The sequence below is a fragment of the Staphylococcus sp. acrmy genome (assembly GCF_022690565.1).
GTDB classification, from domain to species: domain Bacteria; phylum Bacillota; class Bacilli; order Staphylococcales; family Staphylococcaceae; genus Staphylococcus; species Staphylococcus caledonicus.
Genome location: NZ_JALCVE010000001.1, coordinates 153365 through 174443 on the forward strand (window position 1 = coordinate 153365; position 21079 = coordinate 174443).

The following is a 21079-nucleotide window of genomic DNA, read 5'->3' on the forward strand; positions in this document are numbered from 1 at the left end:
TATTAATACTTCCTATTCGCTAAATCAATTAGCGTTTCTTTAATTTCATTGTTGTGAGTGTTTAAATAGCGAATAACTTCTTCTAATTCTTCTCTAGGTGGTGTCATAGTTTTGCCTCTATAAATCTTTTCATATACCTGTTCTGAATGTATTTCATTTTCATTTAATAATTCTTCATATAATTTTTCACCTGGGCGAATACCTGAAAATTGAATACCAATTTCTTCTTCCGATTTACCACTTAATCTAATTAGATTACGAGCTAAATCCACAATTTTAACTGGCTCACCCATATCTAGTACAAACACTTCTCCACCTTGAGCTAAAGCACCCGCTTGTAGTACTAATCTTGAGGCTTCGGGTATAGTCATAAAGTATCTCGTCATATCTGGATGTGTAACCGTCACAGGACCCCCAGCCTCAATTTGTTTTTTAAATAATGGAATAACTGAGCCACGTGATCCTAATACGTTACCAAATCGAACAGCTACAAAATCTGTATGTCCTTTTTTTTCATTAAGATTTTGAATAATCATTTCAGCCATTCGTTTTGAAGCTCCCATTACATTAGGAGGATTTACGGCTTTGTCAGTTGAAACCATTACAAACTTTCTAACTTGTGCTTTTTTAGCAGCGACTGCTGTATTACGAGTACCTAACACGTTATTTCTAAATGCTTCTGTTGGATTATATTCCATCAGCGGAACATGTTTATGGGCCGCTGCATGATAAACAGCATATGGTTTATAAGTTTCCATAACTTCTTCCATACGTTCAACATTTTGAACATCGGCAATAATAGGTACTATCTCAATTTTTTCTTTATACATATTACTTAATTCTTGATGAATTAAATAAATACTATTTTCTCCGTGACCCAATAAAATAATTCTCTCTGGTTGGAATTTGCAAACTTGTCTGCATATTTCTGAACCAATTGAACCACCAGCACCAGTGACCAAAATTGTTTTGTGGGTTAATTCTTTAGAGATCATTGCCATATCTAACTCTACTGGTTCTCTACCAAGTAAGTCTTCAACTTCAACTCTTTTAAGTTGGTTAACTTCTAATTCTCCAGCTAATACTTGTTCAATATTTGGCATTTTAAATAATTCAATACCTGTACTATTACAAATATCATTAATTTCTTTTAAACGATCTGGCTTTAATGTTGGAATAGCAATTATAATTCGTTTAATTCTGTATTTATTAACTAATGTAGGGATGTCTTCAATCTTACCTTGAACTTTAACCCCTTCAGCAATAGTTAACTTGCGTTTTTGTGGATCATCATCAACAGCTAATAATGGTTCTAATCCCATTTCAGGACTTCTTAACATTTGGCGTACTAATAATGAACCACCACGCCCTGCACCAACAATAAGTGTCGGTTTTTTCTTTTGTTTTTTACCTACTACAAAGCCACGCGCAACTCTCCACGAAATACGCGAACCACCAATTAAGATTAAATGCATCATCCATGTAATTAGATATAGTCTAAAGAATGGTGGATGCCCTGTGAATAATGGTATTAAAACAACAGTTGCTAATATTGAACAAGTTACAGATTCAACTATAAGTAATAGTTCATTAACACTGGCATACTCCCATGCACGATGGTAAAGATTGAATATATATGCGAAAACATGATGAGAGATTAATAGAATTATTGATGTTAAAATTAAAAGTCTGTGTGAATAACCTTCAAAATACGGTTCTAAAATGTTGTAACAAATAAAGACTGAGAATGCTACAATCAATGAATCGAGTATAATTAGTATAAGTAAACGTCCTCTTGCACTTAACTTATCCACTTCTCTCCCCCTAACTTACTTCATAAATTTAAAATAAACCAAATAGTTTCTTTTGGTTATATGATTGAGATGGTTGCTTTTTCTTTATTTCTTCATTTTTTATAATAACTTGCGCGTTATTAATCATTTCTTTAATTTTTCCTTCATAATCTTTAAGCTTTTTCTCTTTGAATAAGCTATCCATAAAGAAGGGGCGGTTGGTCTCATGATGTGCGTCAGAAGCAATAAAGTGTGCTAAGTTATTGTCCATCATTTGAAGCGAAATTTTTTGAATCTTTTTACCATGTTTACCTAGTAGTGATGCTGAAGTCAATTGACTAAGTGCACCTTCATTTACAAGTTCAAATAATACATCTAGGTTTTGGCTTATCTCTTTATTTCTCTCAGGATGTGCAATTATTGGAACATAACCTTTAGATTGTAATTCAAAGAAAAGGCGATTCGTATAGTGAGGAACTCCACCAGAAGGAAACTCAATTAATAAGTACTTCGAGCGGTTCAACCCAATAGCTTCGCCTTTTTCTAGTTGCGGAATAATTTGATCGCTTATTCTTATTTCTTGACCTGGATAAAGATTAATTCCTAACTCTTTTACTTTATCAAGATTTAAAAGTTGTTGTAGCTTTCCTTCTACAATTTTGTATTCATTGTCAAACGCTGGACTAAGATGATGAGGAGTTACAATGATATCTGTAACCCCTTCATCTTTTCCTTGCTTAAGTAATTTAAGCATTTCTTCCTCATCTTTAGGACCATCATCTACATTGATTAAAACGTGGTTATGAATATCGATCATTACTCAGCTTCATCTCCATAATAGTAATAATAGTTTGATGATTTATCTCCAGCTGTTTTATTTAAAATTGCTCCAATAATATGGCCATCGGCTTGTTCAATAAGTTGTTTAGCTTTTTTAATTTCATTTTTATTATTTCTTTCAGTATCAATAACCATTACACAATCCTTAACACTTTGTAGAAATACTTGAGCATCTGTAACTGAAATTACAGGAGGAGTATCGATTAGTACAAAGTCATACATTTCCATTAATTGTTCATAAAGATTTTTAAATCTATCAGAAGCAATTAACTCTGAAGGGTTAGGTGGAACTGGTCCAGATGTTAATAAATCTAAATTATCAACTCTTGTATCACGAATAGCTTTTTCAAAATCACTTTTACCTATAATTAAATTAGAAAGTCCATCGTAATTCGACGTTTCAAAATTATAGTGTTGCGTAGGTTTACGCATGTCCCCATCTATAATCAACGTTTTATAGCCAGCTTGAGCGTATGTAACTGCTATGTTAGCCGAAACAATACTTTTACCGGCAGCTGGTTTCTCAGAAGTCACAATAATACTTTTAATTTCGTGATTAGCGCCTGAGAACATTATATTTGAACGAATACCTCTAAACTTTTCACTTGTTATTGACTTAGGTTTATCATGAGCATAAAGAGGTGTATCCAATTGTTTTCTAACTTCTTTTTTCGCCATAGTTGCTATTCTCCTTAACTATTTAATCTTAGGTATAGATCCTAATACTGGTATTTCAAGTTCTCTTTCCACATCTTCTTCTGTTCTAATACGTTTATCAAACATTTCTTTAAGCGCTACGATAAGTGCAGCGATAATTAGTCCTAATAATAATCCACCGACTATATTAGTAGTAATTTTCGGTGAAACTTTTGTAGCTGTGCCATTCGCATTTGAAAGTACAGTCACGTTATCTACATTCATAATGTCAGGTATTTGCTTTTTAAATACTTTAGCTACATCATTTGCTAACTTTTCTGATTTTTCTTCATTACTTGCTCTAACACTGACATTTAAAATTTGTGATTCTGCTTCTGTATTTACAGAAATCATTTTATTTAATTTAGATGATGAGTAATCATCATGTTTCTTTGCTACTTCATCTAAAATTCTTGGACTCTTTAAAATTTCAGAATATGTATTAACTAATTGAATATTACTCTGTACCTCTTGAGCCATCATATTTTTGTCTTTTTCTTTTTCATTAACAAGCACTTGAGTAGATGCTTCGTACTTAGGAGTAGCAATAAAGAAAGTGTAAACTAAGCTAATTAGTAAAAACACAACTGGTAAAAGTACTAAAAGTTTCCAATTTTTCTTTATAATCTCCCATATTTTTGTAAAATCAACTGTATTTTCCATGTTAACCTCCAATATCTAATTTCGTTACTAATTTTATATTTTTAAAAAGATTTTTACAACAAATTTTTAAAATATATTCATTTCAAAACTTTATATTTTTTTAAAAAATTCATTTGTTTCTATGTAGACAGTTGTTATAAGACGTTTTACGCCTATAAACCTTTACACTTCATCGTATAACAATATTTTAAAAGGATTTTTAATCTCATGTAAATATCATGTAAATTTTTACATTTTATACTACATATTCATTAATTATGTATCTAATGCTCAATTATGTATTTCAATCTATTAATTCCGAGCAAATTAATGAGAAAAAGTCCCTTCCGAATATTATATAATACTACATAGCCAATATTTGTCTTTTTAAATAAAAAATATTTATATTTTCCACATCAGATAGCACTTCTTTGAATTTAGAGAAATTCAATAAATATTATGTAGAATTTATATAAAATAAAAAGCCAAGACGTTTTTCATTATGAAAACATCATGGCTTACAACATTAATATTCAATATTAGGCATTTCATTAACTTTATTTTGATATTTCTTGAAACCAACATATGCAGCTACGCCTAAAACTACTGTAATTAATAATCCTCTCACGTCTGTCACTCCTTTAAGGTTCTACATTCATTAGATTTCTTCTGTGTATTTAAATCTAAATTTACCTATATTATACACTTAATTAACTTATTTTTAAAACCTACATTAAATATTCTATACCCCATTGGTCTGATTTTCATTGAAAAGTATTGCAATATTTTGAAAATCCAATATATTAATTATATCGATTTCGAAATAAATGATTTGAGGAGCATGACTGTGGCTAAATTATTATACATTACAACACATCCATTAGATGAATTAGCTTCTAATTCAATGGCAGCTGGTAAAGCATTTTAGAATCATATAAAGAGAACCATTCAAGCGATGAGGTTAAACACATCGACTTATTTAAAGAAGATATTCCTATGATCGACAAAGACGTATTAACAGGTTGGGGCAAATTACGTAATGGCGATACACTTACTAATGAAGAACAACAAAAAGTTGATCGCTTAAGCGCAATTTTAGATGAATTTCTTGCAGCTGATAAATATGTCTTCGTATCACCAATGTGGAACTTATCATTCCCACCAGTATTAAAAGCTTATATTGATGCAATTTCAATTGCTGGTAAAACTTTCAAATATACTGCTGAAGGTCCACAAGGTCTTTTAACAGATAAAAAAGTATTACACATTCAATCACGTGGTGGTTTTTATTCAGAAGGCCCTTCAGCTGAAATGGAAAGTGGCGATCGTTACTTAAAAACAATCATGTCATTCCTAGGTGTGCCTTCATATGAAACAGTTATTATTGAAGGACATAATGCTGAACCTGAAAGAACTGAAGAAATTAAAGCCGCATCACTTGCTGAAGCAAGAGAAATGAGCAAAAATTTCTAATAATATCATTAAAAAACTGGGACATTTATTTATAAGTGTCTCAGTCTTTATTTTGGCATTAGATTTTTGTCGTCGTTTTCTATTAAATTAAGTATTGTGTAATGGCGTTGTTGATTGCCGTAACAAAACTATCCATTACTGATAAGCCATTATCCATGACGTCTCCTTTTAACATTCTGTCGCGCAAATCTGAAGTAAGTTCTAGTTGAACTCCTTTTCATCTCCAATTAAAATTAGCAATATTATTTGATGTTACTCCAGCTATATAACCACTTGCATCTTGTACATTAAATTGGTGTCCTACCAATTCAGTTTTGATAAAATTTCTTAAATTGTAATCTAATCCACCTATACATACTGTATTCTCTAATATCCCTTTTTGTGCACGTACACCATGAACCGTCACAGACACATCCTTATAATAATTACGATTAATTAAATCCGGATCATCATAATTCGTTGAAGTGACATGTAGTTCATTGCTATTTAGCTTTTTTAGCCCATTAAACGTGTAATAATCATAGTTACCTTTTGCAGCAATCAATTTAGTTAACTCCGTTGTCCCACGTTCAATATTTCCCCCGTGTGGCGCCATTATTAACACCCTACTATGATTATCAGAACTCTCTTTTGTCCAATCCACCCCTTGCTGAGTGTGGTTCAATAATTCGCTCATTGAATTATAGTGATCCGCTATATTCCTACCTACTCGATATTGAGGTATCGGTTTAACCGCAGTGGTATTTGCCGGCACAGATGTTTTAACAGATGCAATTGTAGCTTTTGTTTTTGTCGTCTTTTTAGGTTTAACTTTGACTTGCTTTGTACTTTTTTTAGTTATTTTATGCGAAGAATTCACTTTAGATGTTTTTGAGTGACTTTGTGTTGGTGGATATGTGATTTTAATTTTTGTATTTGACGTAGAAGTTGCTTTCGCTTTCGTAGGTGCTTTTGCTTTATATTTTGATGAAGTTTTAGTCGTTAAACTCTTAGTTTGTGGAATCTTTTTAGATGATACCGAGCTTTTAGGTACTACTTTAGATTGTACTGGCTTTGATTTCAACGATTTAGTCATTAATTTATGTGTTGAGACTGGTTTTACTACTTTAGGACTCGTTGCTTTGTATTTTGGTGTCACTGTTTTAATACTTTGCTTACCTTTAGATGTATTAATTGCTTGTGTCGTTCTAGATGAAGTCGTTGAATTTGGTTGCGTAACATGACTAATTTCTTTATTTGGACTTATCTTCTTAATAGGCTTAGTTGACGATTTATCTAACTTTGAAGTTGTTTGTTGAGTTGTTTCAGCGGCTTGTGCTTGTCCCTCAATTACACTTAATAGTCCTATACCAATAACTGTGGTAGCTACTCCCAATAGCCACTTATGCGAAACATGATAACTAAATTTTTTATTTTTCATTTTGCTCCCCTTAAAAGTTTAAATAATTACAATTCAATATTACTTTTAAATTCAAAAAATACAATAAAATTATTAAGTTTTAACACAATATTTTTGAAAATTAAACATTATTAAACTAAGGTTCACATTATTAAGCTAGGAGTCTTAATAGTCTCCTAGCCCATTATTAATTATCTGTCTCTTTTCTTTCATCTTTCAAATGTTCAATATCTTGAAAGCCTTCGCGATAATTCGCAAGTTCTTCCATAATGTCATACCAATCATGACCTACTTTTTGAAAGGTTTCTTGCATTAAATCATTTTGCGCTTTATTAAGTTTATCTACTAATTTACTGCCCTTTGGGGTTGGAAAGAGTTGTTTAACGCGACGATCTTCTTCAGACATTTGTTCAACGATGAGTCCCTCTTCTTTAAGTTTACGCAATGTAGCATGGGATCCTTGTTTTGAGATTTCTAATGTTCTTAATAATTGTTTTATCGTGATGCCTGGTAATTTATTAATGAAGAATAAAAACCGATGATGTTGTCTACTCATGCCATATTTTTCTACAATCTCGTCTGCTGCCGTAATAAACGTCTTATACGCAAAGTAAAATAACATATGTTCATATTCATTTTTATTACTATCCATAGGCGTCTGTCCTTTTCAAATATGAATTTTTATACACATTATAATCAATTTTCAGAAAAAGGTCACTAAAAGGTCAAGTTAATTGACTTTATTTAACTACCGATTTATATTTGAACTATAGTTAATTTAGAAATAAAGGTGGAATGTATATGAAACAACGTGTAGGACAATATTTAATGGATGCAGTGCATACAGCTGGAGTAGATAAAATATTTGGTGTACCAGGAGATTTCAATCTCGCATTTCTTGATGATATTGTACGCCATGATGGTGTTGAATGGATTGGTGCAGTAAATGAATTGAATGGTAGTTATGCAGCAGACGGATATGCGCGTATACATGGCCTTGGCGTGCTTGTCACAACATTCGGTGTAGGTGAACTTAGTGCAGTAAATGGTATCGCTGGCTCATATGCTGAACGCGTGCCTGTGATTGCTATAACTGGCGCCCCTACGCAAGCAGTTGAACAAGCTGGCAAATATGTACATCACTCATTAGGTGAAGGAAAATTTGATAGCTATCAAAAAATGTTCGCCCATATTACTACAGCACAAGCATATATTACTGCAGACAATGCGACAACTGAAATTCCAAGAGTTATTAATGCAACTATTCATGAACGTCGTCCGGTACACATTCATTTACCTATTGATGTAGCAATGACTGAAATCGACGTTGAGCAATCATATGAAGTAGCACAAGCACCTGAACAAGATGTTCAAAGCTACATTGATATGGTCGCAGAGAAATTGAAGTCCGCTTCGCAACCTGTCATTATTGCAGGGCATGAAATCAATAGCTTCCACTTACATGATCAATTAGAAAAATTTGTTAATCAAACACATATTCCAGTTGCCCAATTATCGTTAGGTAAAGGTGCTTTTAACGAAGAAAATGAACACTATGTTGGCATATTCGACGGTAAAATTGCGGACGATAATATTAAAGACTATGTAAATAACAGTGATGCCATTCTAAATATCGGCGCCAAATTAACCGATTCATCTACAGCAGGTTTCTCTTACGAATTTGATGTAGATGACGTAATAATGTTGAATCATCGCTATTTCAAAATGAACGATACAGTAGATAACGAAGTCACATTGCCTAATTTACTTGCTGGTTTAAATACACTAGATTATCAATATGAAGGTTCTGCTCCTACTTTTGAAAAGGCAGACAAACCAGATTACGAATTATCAGATGAGGTATTAACACAAGCCACATACTTTAACATGATGCAAGAATTTATAGGAAGCAATGATATCTTAATCGCCGAACAAGGCACATCTTTCTTTGGCGCATACGAACTTGCTTTACCTAAAGGTATGACATTTATTGGTCAACCATTATGGGGTTCTATCGGCTACACACTACCAGCAACATTAGGTACTCAAATGGCTGATAACTCACGCCGTAATATCTTATTAATTGGTGATGGCTCATTACAATTAACAGTACAAGAATTATCAACTATGATCCGTAATGATATTAAACCTATTATCTTTGTGATTAATAATGACGGCTACACTGTAGAACGTCTCATTCACGGTATGGAAAAACCATATAACGATATTCGCATGTGGGATTATAAAGCATTACCTAAAGTATTTGGTGGCGATAATGTAGCGATACACGAAGCTAAAAGTTCAAATGAATTAAAACAAGTCTTCAAAGATATTAATGATGCACCTAACCAAATGCATTTTACTGAAGTTACAATGAAATGGAATGACTCACCTAGAAAACTACGTGACATCTCAAAAGCATTCGCCGAACAAAATAAATAAGTAATTATAAGACCATATTTAACTAATTGAACACCTCTTCCCTTAATAATTATCTTCTAGTGTAAATTAAAAATAATTATTAAGGGATTTTATTGTATAAGACTTTATTTTTGAAAACCACTAATATTACAAAACAATTTCCTTTTATTTATTGAATAATGTGAAAAAATTACTTATTATTTAAATGAAGCCAAGGAGGAAAATAAAATGTCTTTAATGAATAAATCAGTATTTTTAATGACTAAGCTCTACAGTAAAAATGTTCCTGTAATACCTAGATTAATGCAACAAATCAATCGCCTAGTCTTTGCGACTGATGTTCCTCGTAGTGTCAAAATTGGAAAAGGCACTCGCTTTGCGCATAGCGGATTAGGATGCGTCATACATGAAAGAACGATTATTGGCGAAAATTGTAAAATACTTCAAAATGTAACTATGGGAGGCCGTGGAAAACATGGCACACCTGTAATTGGTAATAATGTACTTATTGGTGCAGGTGCAACAATTATAGGCAACGTAAAAATTGGAGACAATGCGAAAATTGGTGCTCAAGCATTAGTTGTTGAAGACATTGGAGAAAATCAAACAATTGTAGCAAATAAAGGTAAAATTTTAGATAATTAATTTCTATTAATAAGGAGCTTAGGACATTTAATAAAATGTTTTAGGCTCCTTATTTATACTTAGCTAAATAAAAAATAGCAAAGAAATTTTAAATTATATTAAATCTTTGTTGATGTATTTATTCATTTCTTGTGACCTCGTTGTATTATAAACTCTTTTCATTTAAATATTGATCATTTATGACATCTTTCGTAATATCTTGTAAGTGTTTAATATTTCATTGGCTTTTAGCATCACTATTTAAACCATGTTGTTGTGCCAGTTTATCGTTATAATCATCTAAATTGTAAATGTTAAAGTGGTGTCTCGTACGCTTATCTGTTGGTACTGCCTGTTCATAATGATTCACCATACTGGTCCATGTGACATTTTCCAAATGGGGGCCTTTAGGAGCTTCAACAATCTTAAAGTTTAAACGTCCTAGAAGTTGATTGTTCTCATCACCGCCATACTGTCCATTCAGAAAATTACCTAACGAATAGGCCACGAGTGTTTGATGATGATTATATGTGCTCTTAACCCACTCAACGGGCTGAATAACGTGAGGATGTGTACCAAGTACCACATCTACCCCCTCATCCGCAAAAAGTTGCGCATATTTCTTCTGAGAGTCGTCAGGCTTATGTTGATTTTCACGTCCCCAATGGGCGGATACCATTACTACATCGCTTTGTTGTTTCGCCGTTCTTACATCACGTTGAATGGTCTTCTTATCAAATTGTTTCACCGTATAAGGATATTGAGACGTCATATCGTTCGTTCCATATGTATAACTTAAGACACTTACTTTAATGCCATTCACCGTTATCGTTGGTATTGCTTTGGAGGACTTTTCCGAATTAAAAATACCTGTAAACAGAATATGATTAAATTTATTCCACGTTTGAATGTTATTCCGAACGCCGCTGTCCCCTTGATCTAGCGCGTGATTATTCGCGCCATTTATAGCGTCGAAACCCGTATCAACAATATCCTGAGCCACCCGACTAGGTGTGTTAAACTGCTTAAATCCTGAAAATGGACGATCATCGCCACCTAATGGAGACTCTTGATTTACAAATGCCAAATCAGGTTCTTGAATGTCGTCTTTCACATGTCTATACATCGGTGCAAAGTTGTAGGAGCCATCTTGTTGAAGCGCGTCATTAAAAACTACCGGATGAATTAAATTATCGCCTACTGCTACTACTGTAGCTTCTTTACTTACATCTTCGCTTAGCGTCATTCCGCACACTATCGCAAACGTAAAGAAAAGTAGTAAGCAAGTGATATAATACTTAAACATTAAATTACGCCCTCTCTCACTTTAATCATATTTAAAATATAATGTATGTATAAAACCTATAATAAAACGCTTTCTTTAACTTTAGTTTAGTTCATTTATGATTTGAATTCAATTTGAATAGAAATGTAAGTTAATATATTATGTGAATTAATAAGGTAGTGAGAAAACTTGAAGGGATGTTTGGATGTTGTTATTGCCATTTAGTGTCGTAATGGGCGTTCTAGGCTTTGCCTTTAAAACTAGCCCACCGCCAGAACGAAATTGGTGGTACGGCTTTCGCACAAGAAAATCCTTAGCAAGCCAAGAAAATTGGGTAAAAGCACAAACGTTATTTTGGCAATATAGCCTGAAATACTTATGGGTGATAATAGCAGTAGGAGTAATTGGTTTAGTAGTCGAAATCATCGGCTTGTGGCTAGATATAGACGCCATTATTATTAGCGGTTTTGTATTGGAATTAGTAGTAATGGCCTGGTACCTATTTAGCATTTATTGGAAAGTAGAAAAAGAAATGTGAAAAGTCGCTAACGTGTTCATTTTAAATAGAAAAAGGCTAACTTGTATGATAAACAAATTAGCCTCTTCCATTTTTTAGTTTAAAAAGAAATCATCTATATCTTCTACAGTAGAAACTATTTCAGTTTCTTTAACATTCATTGCGGATGCATATACAACAGTGTTAGCCAAACGTTCGGCAGCACTGTTTTTTAGGTCAAAGGCTTTCTGAGTTAATTCATTTAGTCGTTTATACTCTCTTTTAATTTTCTTTAAAATAGCAGCATATTCTTCATCAATTTTCTCTAAAAGTTCCTCAAGTTTAGCTTGTAATTCTTTTTGAGTATACTTATCTCTAGTAAAAATACCTTTAATCGATTCGATAAATCCTCTAAAATCATCAATTATATACATAGTTGTAGCGACAGTGATACCTGTTAAAATACCGCCCACTGTGCCACCTATTAACTCGGCAAAAATAGCAAAAGGTGTTGTTCTAAGATAAGCAATTAAACTTTCGGTCATAATCCCACCTAAAGCGCCAACAATTGTCGCACTAAAAGCTTTAACCGCTTCTCTATATTTATGTTCATCATTTTCAGAGCTAAATAGTTCTTTTATCGATTAAACAATACCATTAAAAGTTTCCCCAATTAATTTAACTGTTCTTTTATAAGTTATTTTAAAAGTATTTAGTATAATTGTTAAAATATTTCCTAAAAAACCACTGATGAAACCTGTTGAAAAACCAACTAAATATTCTTTAGCCTTATTCAGAACTTTTTCTTTTATACGTCCTATACATAACTTTAATTCAGCCCATTTAACTTTATTTTTATTAAATTCTTTGAAGTTGTTGAAGTAGTATTTCATTTCTTTAAAAAATTCATTTTGTAAGTCAAACAATAGCATTCCAAGCATTTCTTTCATACCCATTTTCATTCCAGAAGTCACGCTTGTTTTAGTTATTTTCTCTCGATAATATTTATTTTTACCATCTTTTTTTGTCTGTTCTAAAGCTTTATTAGCATTAGTTTCTTCATTCTTCATATCTTCTCTATTTTTATCAAATCTTTTTGCGTTATCTTTTCCATTTCTATCTGCCCAATCAGTTAAACTATCCGCGCCTTTGGATTGATTGGCTGCTTGAGTAGTAATAGCAATATTGTCTGGACTATTAGCAAATATGGATTTTTCATCTTTATCTAAATACAGGTTAAAAGCATAATCCTGACTTAATTTTTTTAATGAAATTATATGATCATGTTGATAGTTTGATTTATTAGGTTTCTTAGTATTAAGAATATTTTTTTATTATAAGCGTCTCTGATTTTACCGTCACTATGCTTATGCTTATTCGCTATTCCATTAATTTGATTTTTCCCTCTATCTGATACACGAGCGTTAGACTGATTTTTTTCAGTCTTTGAGGGGGGATTTTTTATCTTTGTTTTATCATTAGCTAACTCTTTTTCTCCGTTAAATATTTTTCCAGTTTTCTTTGAAATATTCGTAAGACTAAATGAGAGGACTTCTTCCTCCCCATCTTTATTTATTCTTGTTACGTTTCTATCGAGAGAATCACGATCTAATTTTATTTTATTCGCTTGAATCTGATTATACTTACTTTGAGTTTCCTCATCACTAAAAACTCCATTTTTAAAATTATTTAAAGTAGTAACATTGCCGCCAACTTTATAGACTTTCATAATTTTTTCTAAACCAAAGTTTTGAATAACTTGATTAATGGCTATAGATTTATATTCTTCTAATAATTTACTAGTCTTTTGTTCAACGTCATTAACCTTAAATAAATTTGTACTATCTAGGTATTTTAAATCTAGAAATCTATCAAAACTAATAGTTTCCTCCACAACTATGCCTCCTTACCTATAGCTCTATTTAATAATGACGTTGCTTCTTTTGTTTGGTTAAGTAGACTACCTAAATCTTTAATCAATTCATTATCTCCCGCAGATTTAATTACTTTATAGTCGGATTTATATTTAGTTGTTCTATTTAATACATCATCGTAGAATGGATCAATTAATAAATTAGTTGTTTTTGTTAACTCTGTTGTTTCAATAACTTCTTCGCTAGTACCTTTAAGCATTTTTATTTGTGTTTTAACTTCAACTTGTTTAGTTCTTGCTTCATTAGCGACTTTTTTATTTTTTGAACTTGTAAGTAATCCTGCTGTAGCTATACTAATTCCGCCAATTGTCAAGCCGATAGGACCGCTTAAAGCTAATAATGCTGAACCTGCAACTGTACCACCGCCACCAGCTGCTATAGCGCCTCCTCCTAACCAAGCTAATGCTGCATTCGTTGCTGCTAGCCGAAATAGCTGTACCAGTTGAAGCTGTGCCAAATGTAGTAGCAATTGCCATAGCTGCAGAAGGTCCAAAAGCTGCTACTCCTACGCCAGCCGCTAAGCCACCGCCTACACCACCAGCTGCTAATTTTATCGAATTTTCTACCTCTTCATTTATTTCAGCGACAAAATTTTCATATCTTTCAAATTCTATTTTTAATTTTTCTACTTCAACCTTAATTTCCTCTGGTTTATTTCTCATACCATTTAAAAATTGCCAAACCTTTTTCACATTATCTTTTAAAATTATTCTCTCTTTATAAAGTTTCTCAGATTGAGTAACCATGTAAGCTTTTTCTTTTTCAAATTTTTCAACTGCTTTTTCTAAATCACTAACTGCGCTAATTCTTTCTTGTCTATTTAACATTATTATTTCTCCTCATTGTTTGATTAATTGTTTTAATTTATCCCATCTTGGATCTTGTTTAGTATGTTTGTGTGCTTCGTTTTGTTGTTTCATTTTTAGTTGCTTTCTATCAACTAATTTTTGTGTTTCGAGTTTTTCTTTAAAGTTGGTGCTATAGTTGTCTAGAATATTAATCCAATTGACGAAGGTAAAGGTTTCATCAATGTGGTCTTCAATCGTTTCTTTAAATTTACGATCGTTAGTTTTAAAGCGATGAATATCGGTATGTAGTGCGTAAAGTAAGCTTGTAAATTCACCTTTATTCTTTTCGATGATACCTACTTCTTTTAATCCATATTCGCTTAAAGTGTGGTTAATGCTTGCTTGCGTAAATGTATCAAAATTTTCAAAGTGAATAACTCTTACACTTTGAGTCATTTTAAGTCTTTCAAAGGTCTTTGCTATAGTTGAAAATTCTTCGGAGTTTTTTTGCCAGTTCATAATTTCTTGTTCTACTACGTCGGAAAATTGTAAGTAACCATAATAGTCGATAATGCGTTGATAATACCCTGATAACGTTAAGTACACCCAAATATCTGTATCTACAATAGGTGGCGTCAGTACTTTAGTGTCCATTGTTGAGTCCCTCAATTTTCTCAATAATTTCATTAATCTTTGCCCCAGAAACTAAACCATCGCTATAATTTTTTTCTAAAATATTCATAATATTAGATGAGATTTGTATATCTTCAGTTGGGTCTAAAATCTCGGTATTTAGTCCATTTTCAATGTAAATTGCATACAATTGCTTAGAATTATCAATACGAGATAAAGATTTTAGCTGTTGATATAGCTCTTTAGGAATTGGGTTAAGTTGCATTGAACGAATCATTGCTGCATTAAAACTAACGTGATAATAGACGTCTCATCTTAGCTAAAATATCAGGTTGCATAATATCGCCATAAGTATCCATCCATTTTTTAATTTCTGCATCAGGTAAGAGTACGATTCCGGCGAAAATTTCTGCTTCTCTCTCTTCTAATGATTGAGAATTAAAGTCACTAATCCCATTTTGATGGTTCATATAGTGGTGATATACTTCGTGCCATAATGAGAAATTTTGTCGCCCTCTACTATGGTTCGAATTAACAAAGATAAATGGAAAGCGATCTTTCTTCATATAAAACCCAGATAGATTATTTGGCGCTTGTGCTTTTACTATGTAATAGCCCATTTTAGAAAGTAGTTCGATACTATTTATGATTGGATACTGAATGTTATGTTCAGAGATAAATTGTTCAGCTATAGGTCGTATACGCTCAATCGTTTCTCGATATGTCTCAGTCATGTAGGTCACTTCCAATCTTTAATTGATAGGTCAGTAATTGGAAGATATCGTCTAGTTGTCTTACTTTTTGATTAATCTCATCAGTATTATCTAATGCACGAAAAGAAATACTGTCTAATTCTTCTTGCGGTAACTGCTCCAATAGTTGTTCAGGCGCGATATCTATAATCTTTGATGCGAGTTTATAATCTTGTGCAATCCATATTAGCGATGGGTTCAACAGTTTATGTAAAGTATCAAGATTATAACTGTGTTCCATTGCATATATATCTATATCTAATTCACTTTTATTTATTTCTTTTTGAATGCGCTTACTTATTTCGACTTGTGTGAACCTAGGTATCATTTAATTTCCTACTTTCATTATGAATGACACATGCTTATTATAAGTTTTTTACAAAAGTTTTGCTATACTTTTTATAGTAAAAATATAGTTTTCTCACAATATATTAATATAACTATATTAGAAACTTCTTTGGTTTTTGCTTTTCCACAAATACTTCGCGTTTATAAAAGGTTACAAGTAGTTGTTCTTCTTTAGTTCTTAATAGTTTAGGTTTCAACATTGCTCTTTCAGCTTGTTTTTTAGCTTCATAATCTAATTTAATCATAATTGCACACCTCACAACGTTATTTGTTGAAAAGTATACCTCATTAGGTAGTCAAAATTTGTCTACTCATAATTCAATAACATTTTTTTAATTTCTGCGATATGCTTTTCTTTCAAATTTTGTGGTGAGAGTACTTTAATACGTGCACCTTGAGATAATAACCACATTAAGATGCCATCACCAATCACTTCGACTTCTACTACGAAGCGATTATTGGAGTAATCTTTTTTCAATAATTGTGCTGTTGGGAAGCGATCTAGTACAGATTCAATGATGCCCCCATTAAACTCGAAAGTAACTTTCTTCCATTCACCACCGTACATAAAGTAAATACGCTTTTTCAATTCCCCTTCTTTGATATACGGAGAACTTGGCACCTGAATAGTCTCTTGAATCACTTTATATTCTTGAATTCTATCCACCCTGAAAATGAGTACCTGCTCTTTCTCATTCACACCTACTAAATAAAAGTAAAGTTCAGAATATGTGATATACATAGGCTTGATTTTATGTAAGCGGCCACGATTCATCGCATTAAAATATTCAAACTCAATCGCTTTACCTTCTTGTATACATTGGTTTAGTTCCCATATTTTATTAAATAGCGGTTCTCCGTGGTTCATTGGCGCATAGTGAATTAATTCAGAATTAATCGCTTTTGTTATTTTTTCTCGATTATTATCGGAAATTTTCTCAGTTAAGTTGTCGATCACATGTCTTATTTCTTCTTTAGATAAACCACGCGAAGCAATAAGAATTTTTAATATTGCTAGAATTTGTTCCTTATCAAATGATTTATTATCATCTCGTCGCATCTCATATTTTTTATCAGTTGGGTTCATTACATTTTTCAAATATTCGGTATCTCTTCTTGTTGTTAAGAATTCATTTAAATTAGCTATATAACGTTGTACCGTTCGAGCCGACTTATTACTAATCGTTTCGCCAATTTGTGCTTTAGTTAATCGTTCGCCTGACATTAATTTCAAATATAGCTCTAAAATGTCGGTTGCTTTAGTCATAATTTTTCCTCGCTTAATATTAATGATTATCTTTATTTAACTATAACTAACTTAAAAATGTAAGATGCATATTTTTAAATAGACAAAAATTGACACACCTATAGTTTATATTTATCTCAAGAAGTTCAAATCACGTAGAAAGTTGGGAAATCAAAGTATGAATTTACAAAATCAATCGAAGAACCCGCACGCATTTGGTCAAGTGTCACAAAATGAAAAGACGATGACTATGTTAATCTGGATTACCTCTATATTTACTGGATTTATCGGGCCATTAGTCATTTGGATGATGAAGAAAGATGAGTCTGAATATATTAATCAGCAAGGACGAAATTACTTTAATTACGCTATCAGTTATTCAATTTATGCAATTGTGAGTATGGTTTTAATGATGGTCTTAATTGGTTATTTAACAATATTCGTCATTATTATTGCAGAAATCATCTACACAATCCTAGCACTTGTCTCAACAAATAAAGGCGAAGATTACGTCGTTCCATTTAGCATTGAAATTCTAAAATAGATAAACAACGCCCACCAATTGGATTGTTTCAATTGGTAGGCGTTGTTTTTTATGTGCTTTGACGTTCAACGATATCCAGTTTTAATATTTCATCGTTTATCGTAAATTCTGTATCTTCAAGGATAGCAAGTAAGCATTCTATGAGTTGTTTGCCTATTGCATTCACTGGTTGATTGACGGTAGATAAAGAAATCTTAATTAGACTTGAAATAGGTTGATTGTCATACCCCATAATCGCAATTTGCTCTGGCACTTCAATATGATGTTCCGTCATATAATGTATTAGACCTAGTGCAACCTCATCGCTTCCTGCAAATATGGCGTCGGGTAACACCTCTTCATGTAAGAGTATTTCAGCAACCTTTTCCCCATCTTCAATAGTATGTATATTATTAAATATCCATTCTTCTCTAATAGCTAAGCCATTGTCTTCCATAGCTTCACGGAAACCCAAATTTCGTGGTTTATTATAACAATGTCCAAAGTAATTATTATCCGTACAGTATGCTAGTTTCTTATATCCTTTATCGATAAGATATTGAATCGCGTCATAGGTGGTTTGACGTTGATTTGTATGTATAATTTTTATTTTGTCAGATTGTACTGATTGATCGGCTGAGAGGACGATGGGCCCAAATTCTGAAAATGTTTCAATGATGGCTATTTCATTTTCAAGTGATGCCATTATTACCCCGGCAATATGTTGTTGTTTAAACATATTGAGTAAGCGTAATTCTTCTTCCTTATTATTATATGTTTGCATAATAAGTGTATGATACGGTGTATCTTTAATAACCTGATCAATCGCATCTATTAAGTAAGCAAAGTACGGATTAGTAATCCGTGGAACGATGACCCCTATTGTAAAAGATTTATTTGAACGTAATTGTGTTGCTAATGAATTAGGAAAATAATTTAATTCTTCCATTGATTGTTGAATCTTTCGTTTCTTTTCATCCGTAATATAAGGATGATTATTTAAATAGCGTGACACTGTTGTCACTGATAAACCAGCTTTTCGAGCTACATCTTTAATTGTTGCCATACCATCACCCTTAATGAAAACGTTTTCACATTTAATGATAGGTTGTTAAATAGGCTTTGTCAATACAATGAAATTAATTTTCAGAGCGCTCCTTACTCTTCTATTAGCCATTCAATGGTGCGTTTGATGGCTTTGTCCCAGAATGCATAGTCGTGTGCGCCAGGGCCTTCTTCGTATTGATAAGAAATTCCTTTTTCATCTAAGTAGGCCATGAATTGTTGGTTATCTTCGTATAAGAAGTCCTCGGTACCACATTGAATCAATAGTTGTGGTAGGGTTGCTTCATTTTCAATAGCTTTATCTACGAGATAATAGGTGTCTAATTCTGTACCTTTGATATTCGTATCTTCTCCTGTAATAGCTTTAGGTGCGAAGTCTGAGTAGTCTAAGTTCATTAAATCTTGAGCTTGAAAGACTGATGAGAGAGGTGATGCCTTTGAGAATAACTCTGGTTGTGTTAAGGCAAATTTCATCGTGCCATAACCACCCATCGAGTAACCTGCTATAAAGTTATCTTCACGTCGTGTTGAAAGTGGGAAGACTTGATGTGCATAGTGATACACCTCTAGTATGTAATCGTAATAACTATGGCCGTATGTCATATTCGCGTAGCCGCTATGATCAGCGTTAGGCATGATGACCGCAAGATGATGTTCTTCGGCATAACGCTCAATACTAGTGAAGCGTGGATAAGATGTCGCGTCACTCGAGAGTCCATGTAGAAGTAATAATGTTTTTAAAGGTTGTGGAGATTGTGATTGTTTAAAGAAACTCTCATCCTCTGGAATAATCGCTGTAAACGATTGGTTCATTCCTAACGTTGGTGATAAATAGTTTACTGTCATAAATGCCATGATAAGTTTCATCCTTTCCAAACAAAATCTATAATATAACTATTTTACACTTTTTCGAGCGACTTAGTTACTAAATAAATATTTGTGTAAAATGTTAATTTAAATGTAGACGTTCTGATTATCACAGTTTATAATATAAGCACATATTTTGAAAGGAGCAATCTTCTATGAATATAAAATCTTCAACTGTAGCTAAAGATGAATTCTACGATTTACTTAAACAAGTCAATGACAAAGAAGAGCCAATCATTATTAGTAGTTCTAACAATCAAAGAGATGCCGTTATAATTGGAAAAAAACAATGGAATAGCATCCAAGAAACTTTGTATCTCGAATCTACAGGTACAATGAACAAAATTAGAGAAAGATTAAATGATAACAGTGGGTATACTGACATCGATGATATAGATTGGGCTCGCCTTTAACTCTCCTAGACGCTTCGTCTTTGGTTTATTAATTACACTTTATTTCTTATTTATTTAATCAAAACAAGACGCTAGTGATTGTACTAACGCCTTAAGTAGTTTGCTAGACATTTATTTATCAATGCTCTGCTTCTATATGACTTCTAGTATTTTTATTTCCTTATCATCCAGCTTTTACCATTTTTAAGTAACACTTTATCTTCTTTCAACTGATTTACAATATGACCTGTCGTTTCACGTGAAATACCTGACAAATCACTTAATAATTGAATCGTCATAACTTGCTTGATTTCGTAAAATTCCTCATTGTCATACCCTATCGCATAGCATAGATAATATAATACTTTCTCTATACGTTCTTTCGCTAACTTTGTCGTTAACGCCATATTATATTTCATTTGTAGTCTTAGTGTGTCGTTTAACTTTTCAAAAAGTGTAATAAATATATCATCATGATTCTTACATAAATACTCCAATAAGTCTTTAGGCATGCCGATAATATAGCAATCCGTCATCGCTGTACACATTTCATTTAATGCGTCTTTATGAAATAGATGGGTTAAGGGAAAGAGCACTTCTTCTTTATTTAATATGCGATAGACGTTGCCATCTTCATCAAATGTTTCACGCAAAACATTGTCTTCTAATAATAGATACACGTATGCAGGCTGATCTGATGAATAATACAGCACTTGGCCTCTATTATAGTGACGTACGAAACATTCATCTTTATATGCATGTATAACGCCCGTTGGAATATTCATGTAAGATGCCAATCGTTTGAAGCCATAATCTAATTCTGTTTCTTTATTTTGGTTGGAAAATTTCTTTTCAGTCATAG

Annotated in this window: 26 protein-coding genes and 2 pseudogenes; 6 read left to right on the forward strand and 22 right to left on the reverse strand. The window is 32.5% G+C overall.

Translation table 11 applies throughout. The features are described from left to right. Nucleotides 1–2: 2 nt before the first annotated feature. From FH144_RS00710 to FH144_RS00730, 5 genes are all read right to left on the reverse strand, one after another. Nucleotides 3–1814, reverse strand: coding sequence for a polysaccharide biosynthesis protein (locus tag FH144_RS00710; RefSeq protein ID WP_242313236.1), 1812 nt, complete (start codon nt 1812–1814; stop codon nt 3–5). A 28-nt stretch (nt 1815–1842) separates the two neighbouring features. After that, complete coding sequence (locus FH144_RS00715; protein ID WP_107506997.1) at nt 1843–2610, reverse strand: tyrosine-protein phosphatase; 768 nt, start codon at nt 2608–2610, stop codon at nt 1843–1845. Then, on the reverse strand, nt 2610–3311 hold the full coding sequence (locus FH144_RS00720) for a tyrosine-protein kinase (RefSeq protein ID WP_107506996.1): 702 nt from the start codon (nt 3309–3311) through the stop codon (nt 2610–2612). Before FH144_RS00720 ends, FH144_RS00715 begins: the two co-directional genes overlap by 1 nt. An 18-nt stretch (nt 3312–3329) precedes the next feature. Next, complete coding sequence (locus FH144_RS00725) at nt 3330–3992, reverse strand: Wzz/FepE/Etk N-terminal domain-containing protein (RefSeq protein ID WP_107506995.1); 663 nt, start codon at nt 3990–3992, stop codon at nt 3330–3332. 505 nt (nt 3993–4497) lie between these two features. Then, the gene (locus FH144_RS00730; RefSeq protein ID WP_107506994.1) at nt 4498–4599 is read right to left on the reverse strand and encodes an SE2200 family small protein; all 102 of its coding nucleotides are present in this window, start codon (nt 4597–4599) and stop codon (nt 4498–4500) included. 219 nt (nt 4600–4818) lie between these two features. Between FH144_RS00730 and FH144_RS00735 the strand changes: the two are divergent. Then, a pseudogene (locus FH144_RS00735) lies at nt 4819–5444 on the forward strand (FMN-dependent NADH-azoreductase). 217 nt (nt 5445–5661) lie between these two features. On the opposite strand, the gene FH144_RS00740 reads toward FH144_RS00735, so the two are convergent. Further along, complete coding sequence (locus tag FH144_RS00740) at nt 5662–6864, reverse strand: poly-gamma-glutamate hydrolase family protein (protein WP_242313237.1); 1203 nt, start codon at nt 6862–6864, stop codon at nt 5662–5664. Between the two features lie 166 nt (nt 6865–7030). Continuing rightward, on the reverse strand, nt 7031–7495 hold the full coding sequence (locus tag FH144_RS00745; protein WP_242313238.1) for a MarR family winged helix-turn-helix transcriptional regulator: 465 nt from the start codon (nt 7493–7495) through the stop codon (nt 7031–7033). A 149-nt stretch (nt 7496–7644) separates the two neighbouring features. Between FH144_RS00745 and FH144_RS00750 the strand changes: the two genes are divergently transcribed. Both FH144_RS00750 and FH144_RS00755 read left to right on the forward strand, forming a co-directional pair. Next, complete coding sequence (locus FH144_RS00750) at nt 7645–9285, forward strand: alpha-keto acid decarboxylase family protein (RefSeq protein WP_242313239.1); 1641 nt, start codon at nt 7645–7647, stop codon at nt 9283–9285. 207 nt (nt 9286–9492) lie between these two features. Then, complete coding sequence (locus tag FH144_RS00755) at nt 9493–9909, forward strand: serine O-acetyltransferase (RefSeq protein ID WP_107506248.1); 417 nt, start codon at nt 9493–9495, stop codon at nt 9907–9909. A gap of 145 nt (nt 9910–10054) precedes the next feature. On the opposite strand, the pseudogene FH144_RS00760 reads toward FH144_RS00755, so the two are convergent. Further along, a pseudogene (locus FH144_RS00760) lies at nt 10055–11194 on the reverse strand (CapA family protein). 184 nt (nt 11195–11378) lie between these two features. On the opposite strand from FH144_RS00760, the gene FH144_RS00765 reads away from it, so the two are divergent. Continuing rightward, entirely contained in the window at nt 11379–11711 is a 333-nt protein-coding gene (locus tag FH144_RS00765) for an SdpI family protein (protein ID WP_242313240.1), read from the forward strand. A 74-nt stretch (nt 11712–11785) separates the two neighbouring features. Here FH144_RS00765 and FH144_RS00770 read toward each other — a convergent pair whose 3' ends face one another. From FH144_RS00770 to FH144_RS00820, 11 genes are all read right to left on the reverse strand, one after another. Beyond that, complete coding sequence (locus FH144_RS00770) at nt 11786–12310, reverse strand: hypothetical protein (protein ID WP_481914029.1); 525 nt, start codon at nt 12308–12310, stop codon at nt 11786–11788. 3 nt (nt 12311–12313) lie between these two features. After that, nucleotides 12314–12739, reverse strand: a complete 426-nt coding sequence (locus FH144_RS00775) for a hypothetical protein (RefSeq protein ID WP_242313242.1) — start codon at nt 12737–12739, stop codon at nt 12314–12316. 203 nt (nt 12740–12942) lie between these two features. Continuing rightward, the gene (locus FH144_RS00780) at nt 12943–13563 is read right to left on the reverse strand and encodes a hypothetical protein (RefSeq protein ID WP_242313244.1); all 621 of its coding nucleotides are present in this window, start codon (nt 13561–13563) and stop codon (nt 12943–12945) included. Between the two features lie 2 nt (nt 13564–13565). After that, the gene (locus tag FH144_RS00785) at nt 13566–13916 is read right to left on the reverse strand and encodes a hypothetical protein (RefSeq protein WP_242313246.1); all 351 of its coding nucleotides are present in this window, start codon (nt 13914–13916) and stop codon (nt 13566–13568) included. Beyond that, nucleotides 13897–14430 carry a hypothetical protein gene (locus FH144_RS00790; RefSeq protein ID WP_242313248.1) on the reverse strand — a complete coding sequence of 178 codons (534 nt, stop codon included), beginning with the start codon at nt 14428–14430 and terminating at the stop codon, nt 13897–13899. Before FH144_RS00790 ends, FH144_RS00785 begins: the two co-directional genes overlap by 20 nt. A 12-nt stretch (nt 14431–14442) precedes the next feature. After that, nucleotides 14443–15045 carry a hypothetical protein gene (locus FH144_RS00795; protein WP_242313250.1) on the reverse strand — a complete coding sequence of 201 codons (603 nt, stop codon included), beginning with the start codon at nt 15043–15045 and terminating at the stop codon, nt 14443–14445. Continuing rightward, the gene (locus FH144_RS00800) at nt 15035–15301 is read right to left on the reverse strand and encodes a hypothetical protein (protein WP_242313251.1); all 267 of its coding nucleotides are present in this window, start codon (nt 15299–15301) and stop codon (nt 15035–15037) included. The genes FH144_RS00795 and FH144_RS00800 overlap by 11 nt, the downstream gene beginning before the upstream one ends. A 13-nt stretch (nt 15302–15314) precedes the next feature. After that, the gene (locus tag FH144_RS00805) at nt 15315–15758 is read right to left on the reverse strand and encodes an ImmA/IrrE family metallo-endopeptidase (RefSeq protein WP_242313253.1); all 444 of its coding nucleotides are present in this window, start codon (nt 15756–15758) and stop codon (nt 15315–15317) included. After that, a complete protein-coding gene (locus tag FH144_RS00810; protein WP_242313255.1) occupies nt 15751–16104 on the reverse strand; it encodes a hypothetical protein in 354 nt (117 codons plus the stop codon). Before FH144_RS00810 ends, FH144_RS00805 begins: the two co-directional genes overlap by 8 nt. A 112-nt stretch (nt 16105–16216) precedes the next feature. Further along, nucleotides 16217–16369, reverse strand: a complete 153-nt coding sequence (locus FH144_RS00815) for a hypothetical protein (RefSeq protein WP_242313256.1) — start codon at nt 16367–16369, stop codon at nt 16217–16219. A 62-nt stretch (nt 16370–16431) separates the two neighbouring features. Beyond that, nucleotides 16432–17391, reverse strand: coding sequence for a helix-turn-helix transcriptional regulator (locus FH144_RS00820; RefSeq protein WP_242313258.1), 960 nt, complete (start codon nt 17389–17391; stop codon nt 16432–16434). Nucleotides 17392–17548: 157 nt separating this feature from the next. Between FH144_RS00820 and FH144_RS00825 the strand changes: the two genes are divergently transcribed. After that, nucleotides 17549–17914: a DUF4870 domain-containing protein gene (locus FH144_RS00825; protein WP_242313260.1), complete on the forward strand. Its 366-nt coding sequence runs from the start codon at nt 17549–17551 to the stop codon at nt 17912–17914. Between the two features lie 49 nt (nt 17915–17963). Here the strand turns inward: FH144_RS00825 and FH144_RS00830 are convergent, their stop codons facing one another. Together FH144_RS00830 and FH144_RS00835 are read right to left on the reverse strand one after the other, a co-directional pair. Further along, the gene (locus FH144_RS00830; RefSeq protein ID WP_242313262.1) at nt 17964–18959 is read right to left on the reverse strand and encodes a LacI family DNA-binding transcriptional regulator; all 996 of its coding nucleotides are present in this window, start codon (nt 18957–18959) and stop codon (nt 17964–17966) included. Between the two features lie 92 nt (nt 18960–19051). Beyond that, nucleotides 19052–19813, reverse strand: coding sequence for an alpha/beta hydrolase (locus FH144_RS00835; protein WP_242313264.1), 762 nt, complete (start codon nt 19811–19813; stop codon nt 19052–19054). A 167-nt stretch (nt 19814–19980) separates the two neighbouring features. Between FH144_RS00835 and FH144_RS00840 the strand changes: the two genes are divergently transcribed. Continuing rightward, on the forward strand, nt 19981–20238 hold the full coding sequence (locus tag FH144_RS00840) for a type II toxin-antitoxin system Phd/YefM family antitoxin (RefSeq protein ID WP_198611803.1): 258 nt from the start codon (nt 19981–19983) through the stop codon (nt 20236–20238). Between the two features lie 152 nt (nt 20239–20390). Here FH144_RS00840 and FH144_RS00845 read toward each other — a convergent pair whose 3' ends face one another. Then, on the reverse strand, nt 20391–21077 hold the full coding sequence (locus FH144_RS00845; RefSeq protein ID WP_242313266.1) for a Crp/Fnr family transcriptional regulator: 687 nt from the start codon (nt 21075–21077) through the stop codon (nt 20391–20393). Between the last annotated feature and the right edge of the window lie 2 nt (nt 21078–21079).

Excerpts from the sequence above, each read along its gene's own strand:
- FH144_RS00715 (WP_107506997.1), bottom strand. The coding sequence starts at position 2,610 with ATGATCGATATTCATAACCACGTTTTAATCAATGTAGATGATGGTCCT.
- FH144_RS00720 (WP_107506996.1), bottom strand. The coding sequence starts at position 3,311 with ATGGCGAAAAAAGAAGTTAGAAAACAATTGGATACACCTCTTTATGCT.
- FH144_RS00725 (WP_107506995.1), bottom strand. The coding sequence starts at position 3,992 with ATGGAAAATACAGTTGATTTTACAAAAATATGGGAGATTATAAAGAAA.
- FH144_RS00740 (WP_242313237.1), bottom strand. The coding sequence starts at position 6,864 with ATGAAAAATAAAAAATTTAGTTATCATGTTTCGCATAAGTGGCTATTG.
- FH144_RS00745 (WP_242313238.1), bottom strand. The coding sequence starts at position 7,495 with ATGGATAGTAATAAAAATGAATATGAACATATGTTATTTTACTTTGCG.
- FH144_RS00750 (WP_242313239.1), top strand. The coding sequence starts at position 7,645 with ATGAAACAACGTGTAGGACAATATTTAATGGATGCAGTGCATACAGCT.
- FH144_RS00755 (WP_107506248.1), top strand. The coding sequence starts at position 9,493 with ATGTCTTTAATGAATAAATCAGTATTTTTAATGACTAAGCTCTACAGT.
- FH144_RS00765 (WP_242313240.1), top strand. The coding sequence starts at position 11,379 with ATGTTGTTATTGCCATTTAGTGTCGTAATGGGCGTTCTAGGCTTTGCC.
- FH144_RS00775 (WP_242313242.1), bottom strand. The coding sequence starts at position 12,739 with ATGAAGAATGAAGAAACTAATGCTAATAAAGCTTTAGAACAGACAAAA.
- FH144_RS00790 (WP_242313248.1), bottom strand. The coding sequence starts at position 14,430 with ATGTTAAATAGACAAGAAAGAATTAGCGCAGTTAGTGATTTAGAAAAA.
- FH144_RS00795 (WP_242313250.1), bottom strand. The coding sequence starts at position 15,045 with ATGGACACTAAAGTACTGACGCCACCTATTGTAGATACAGATATTTGG.
- FH144_RS00800 (WP_242313251.1), bottom strand. The coding sequence starts at position 15,301 with ATGATTCGTTCAATGCAACTTAACCCAATTCCTAAAGAGCTATATCAA.
- FH144_RS00805 (WP_242313253.1), bottom strand. The coding sequence starts at position 15,758 with ATGACTGAGACATATCGAGAAACGATTGAGCGTATACGACCTATAGCT.
- FH144_RS00810 (WP_242313255.1), bottom strand. The coding sequence starts at position 16,104 with ATGATACCTAGGTTCACACAAGTCGAAATAAGTAAGCGCATTCAAAAA.
- FH144_RS00815 (WP_242313256.1), bottom strand. The coding sequence starts at position 16,369 with ATGATTAAATTAGATTATGAAGCTAAAAAACAAGCTGAAAGAGCAATG.
- FH144_RS00820 (WP_242313258.1), bottom strand. The coding sequence starts at position 17,391 with ATGACTAAAGCAACCGACATTTTAGAGCTATATTTGAAATTAATGTCA.
- FH144_RS00825 (WP_242313260.1), top strand. The coding sequence starts at position 17,549 with ATGAATTTACAAAATCAATCGAAGAACCCGCACGCATTTGGTCAAGTG.
- FH144_RS00830 (WP_242313262.1), bottom strand. The coding sequence starts at position 18,959 with ATGGCAACAATTAAAGATGTAGCTCGAAAAGCTGGTTTATCAGTGACA.
- FH144_RS00835 (WP_242313264.1), bottom strand. The coding sequence starts at position 19,813 with ATGGCATTTATGACAGTAAACTATTTATCACCAACGTTAGGAATGAAC.
- FH144_RS00840 (WP_198611803.1), top strand. The coding sequence starts at position 19,981 with ATGAATATAAAATCTTCAACTGTAGCTAAAGATGAATTCTACGATTTA.
- FH144_RS00845 (WP_242313266.1), bottom strand. The coding sequence starts at position 21,077 with ATGACTGAAAAGAAATTTTCCAACCAAAATAAAGAAACAGAATTAGAT.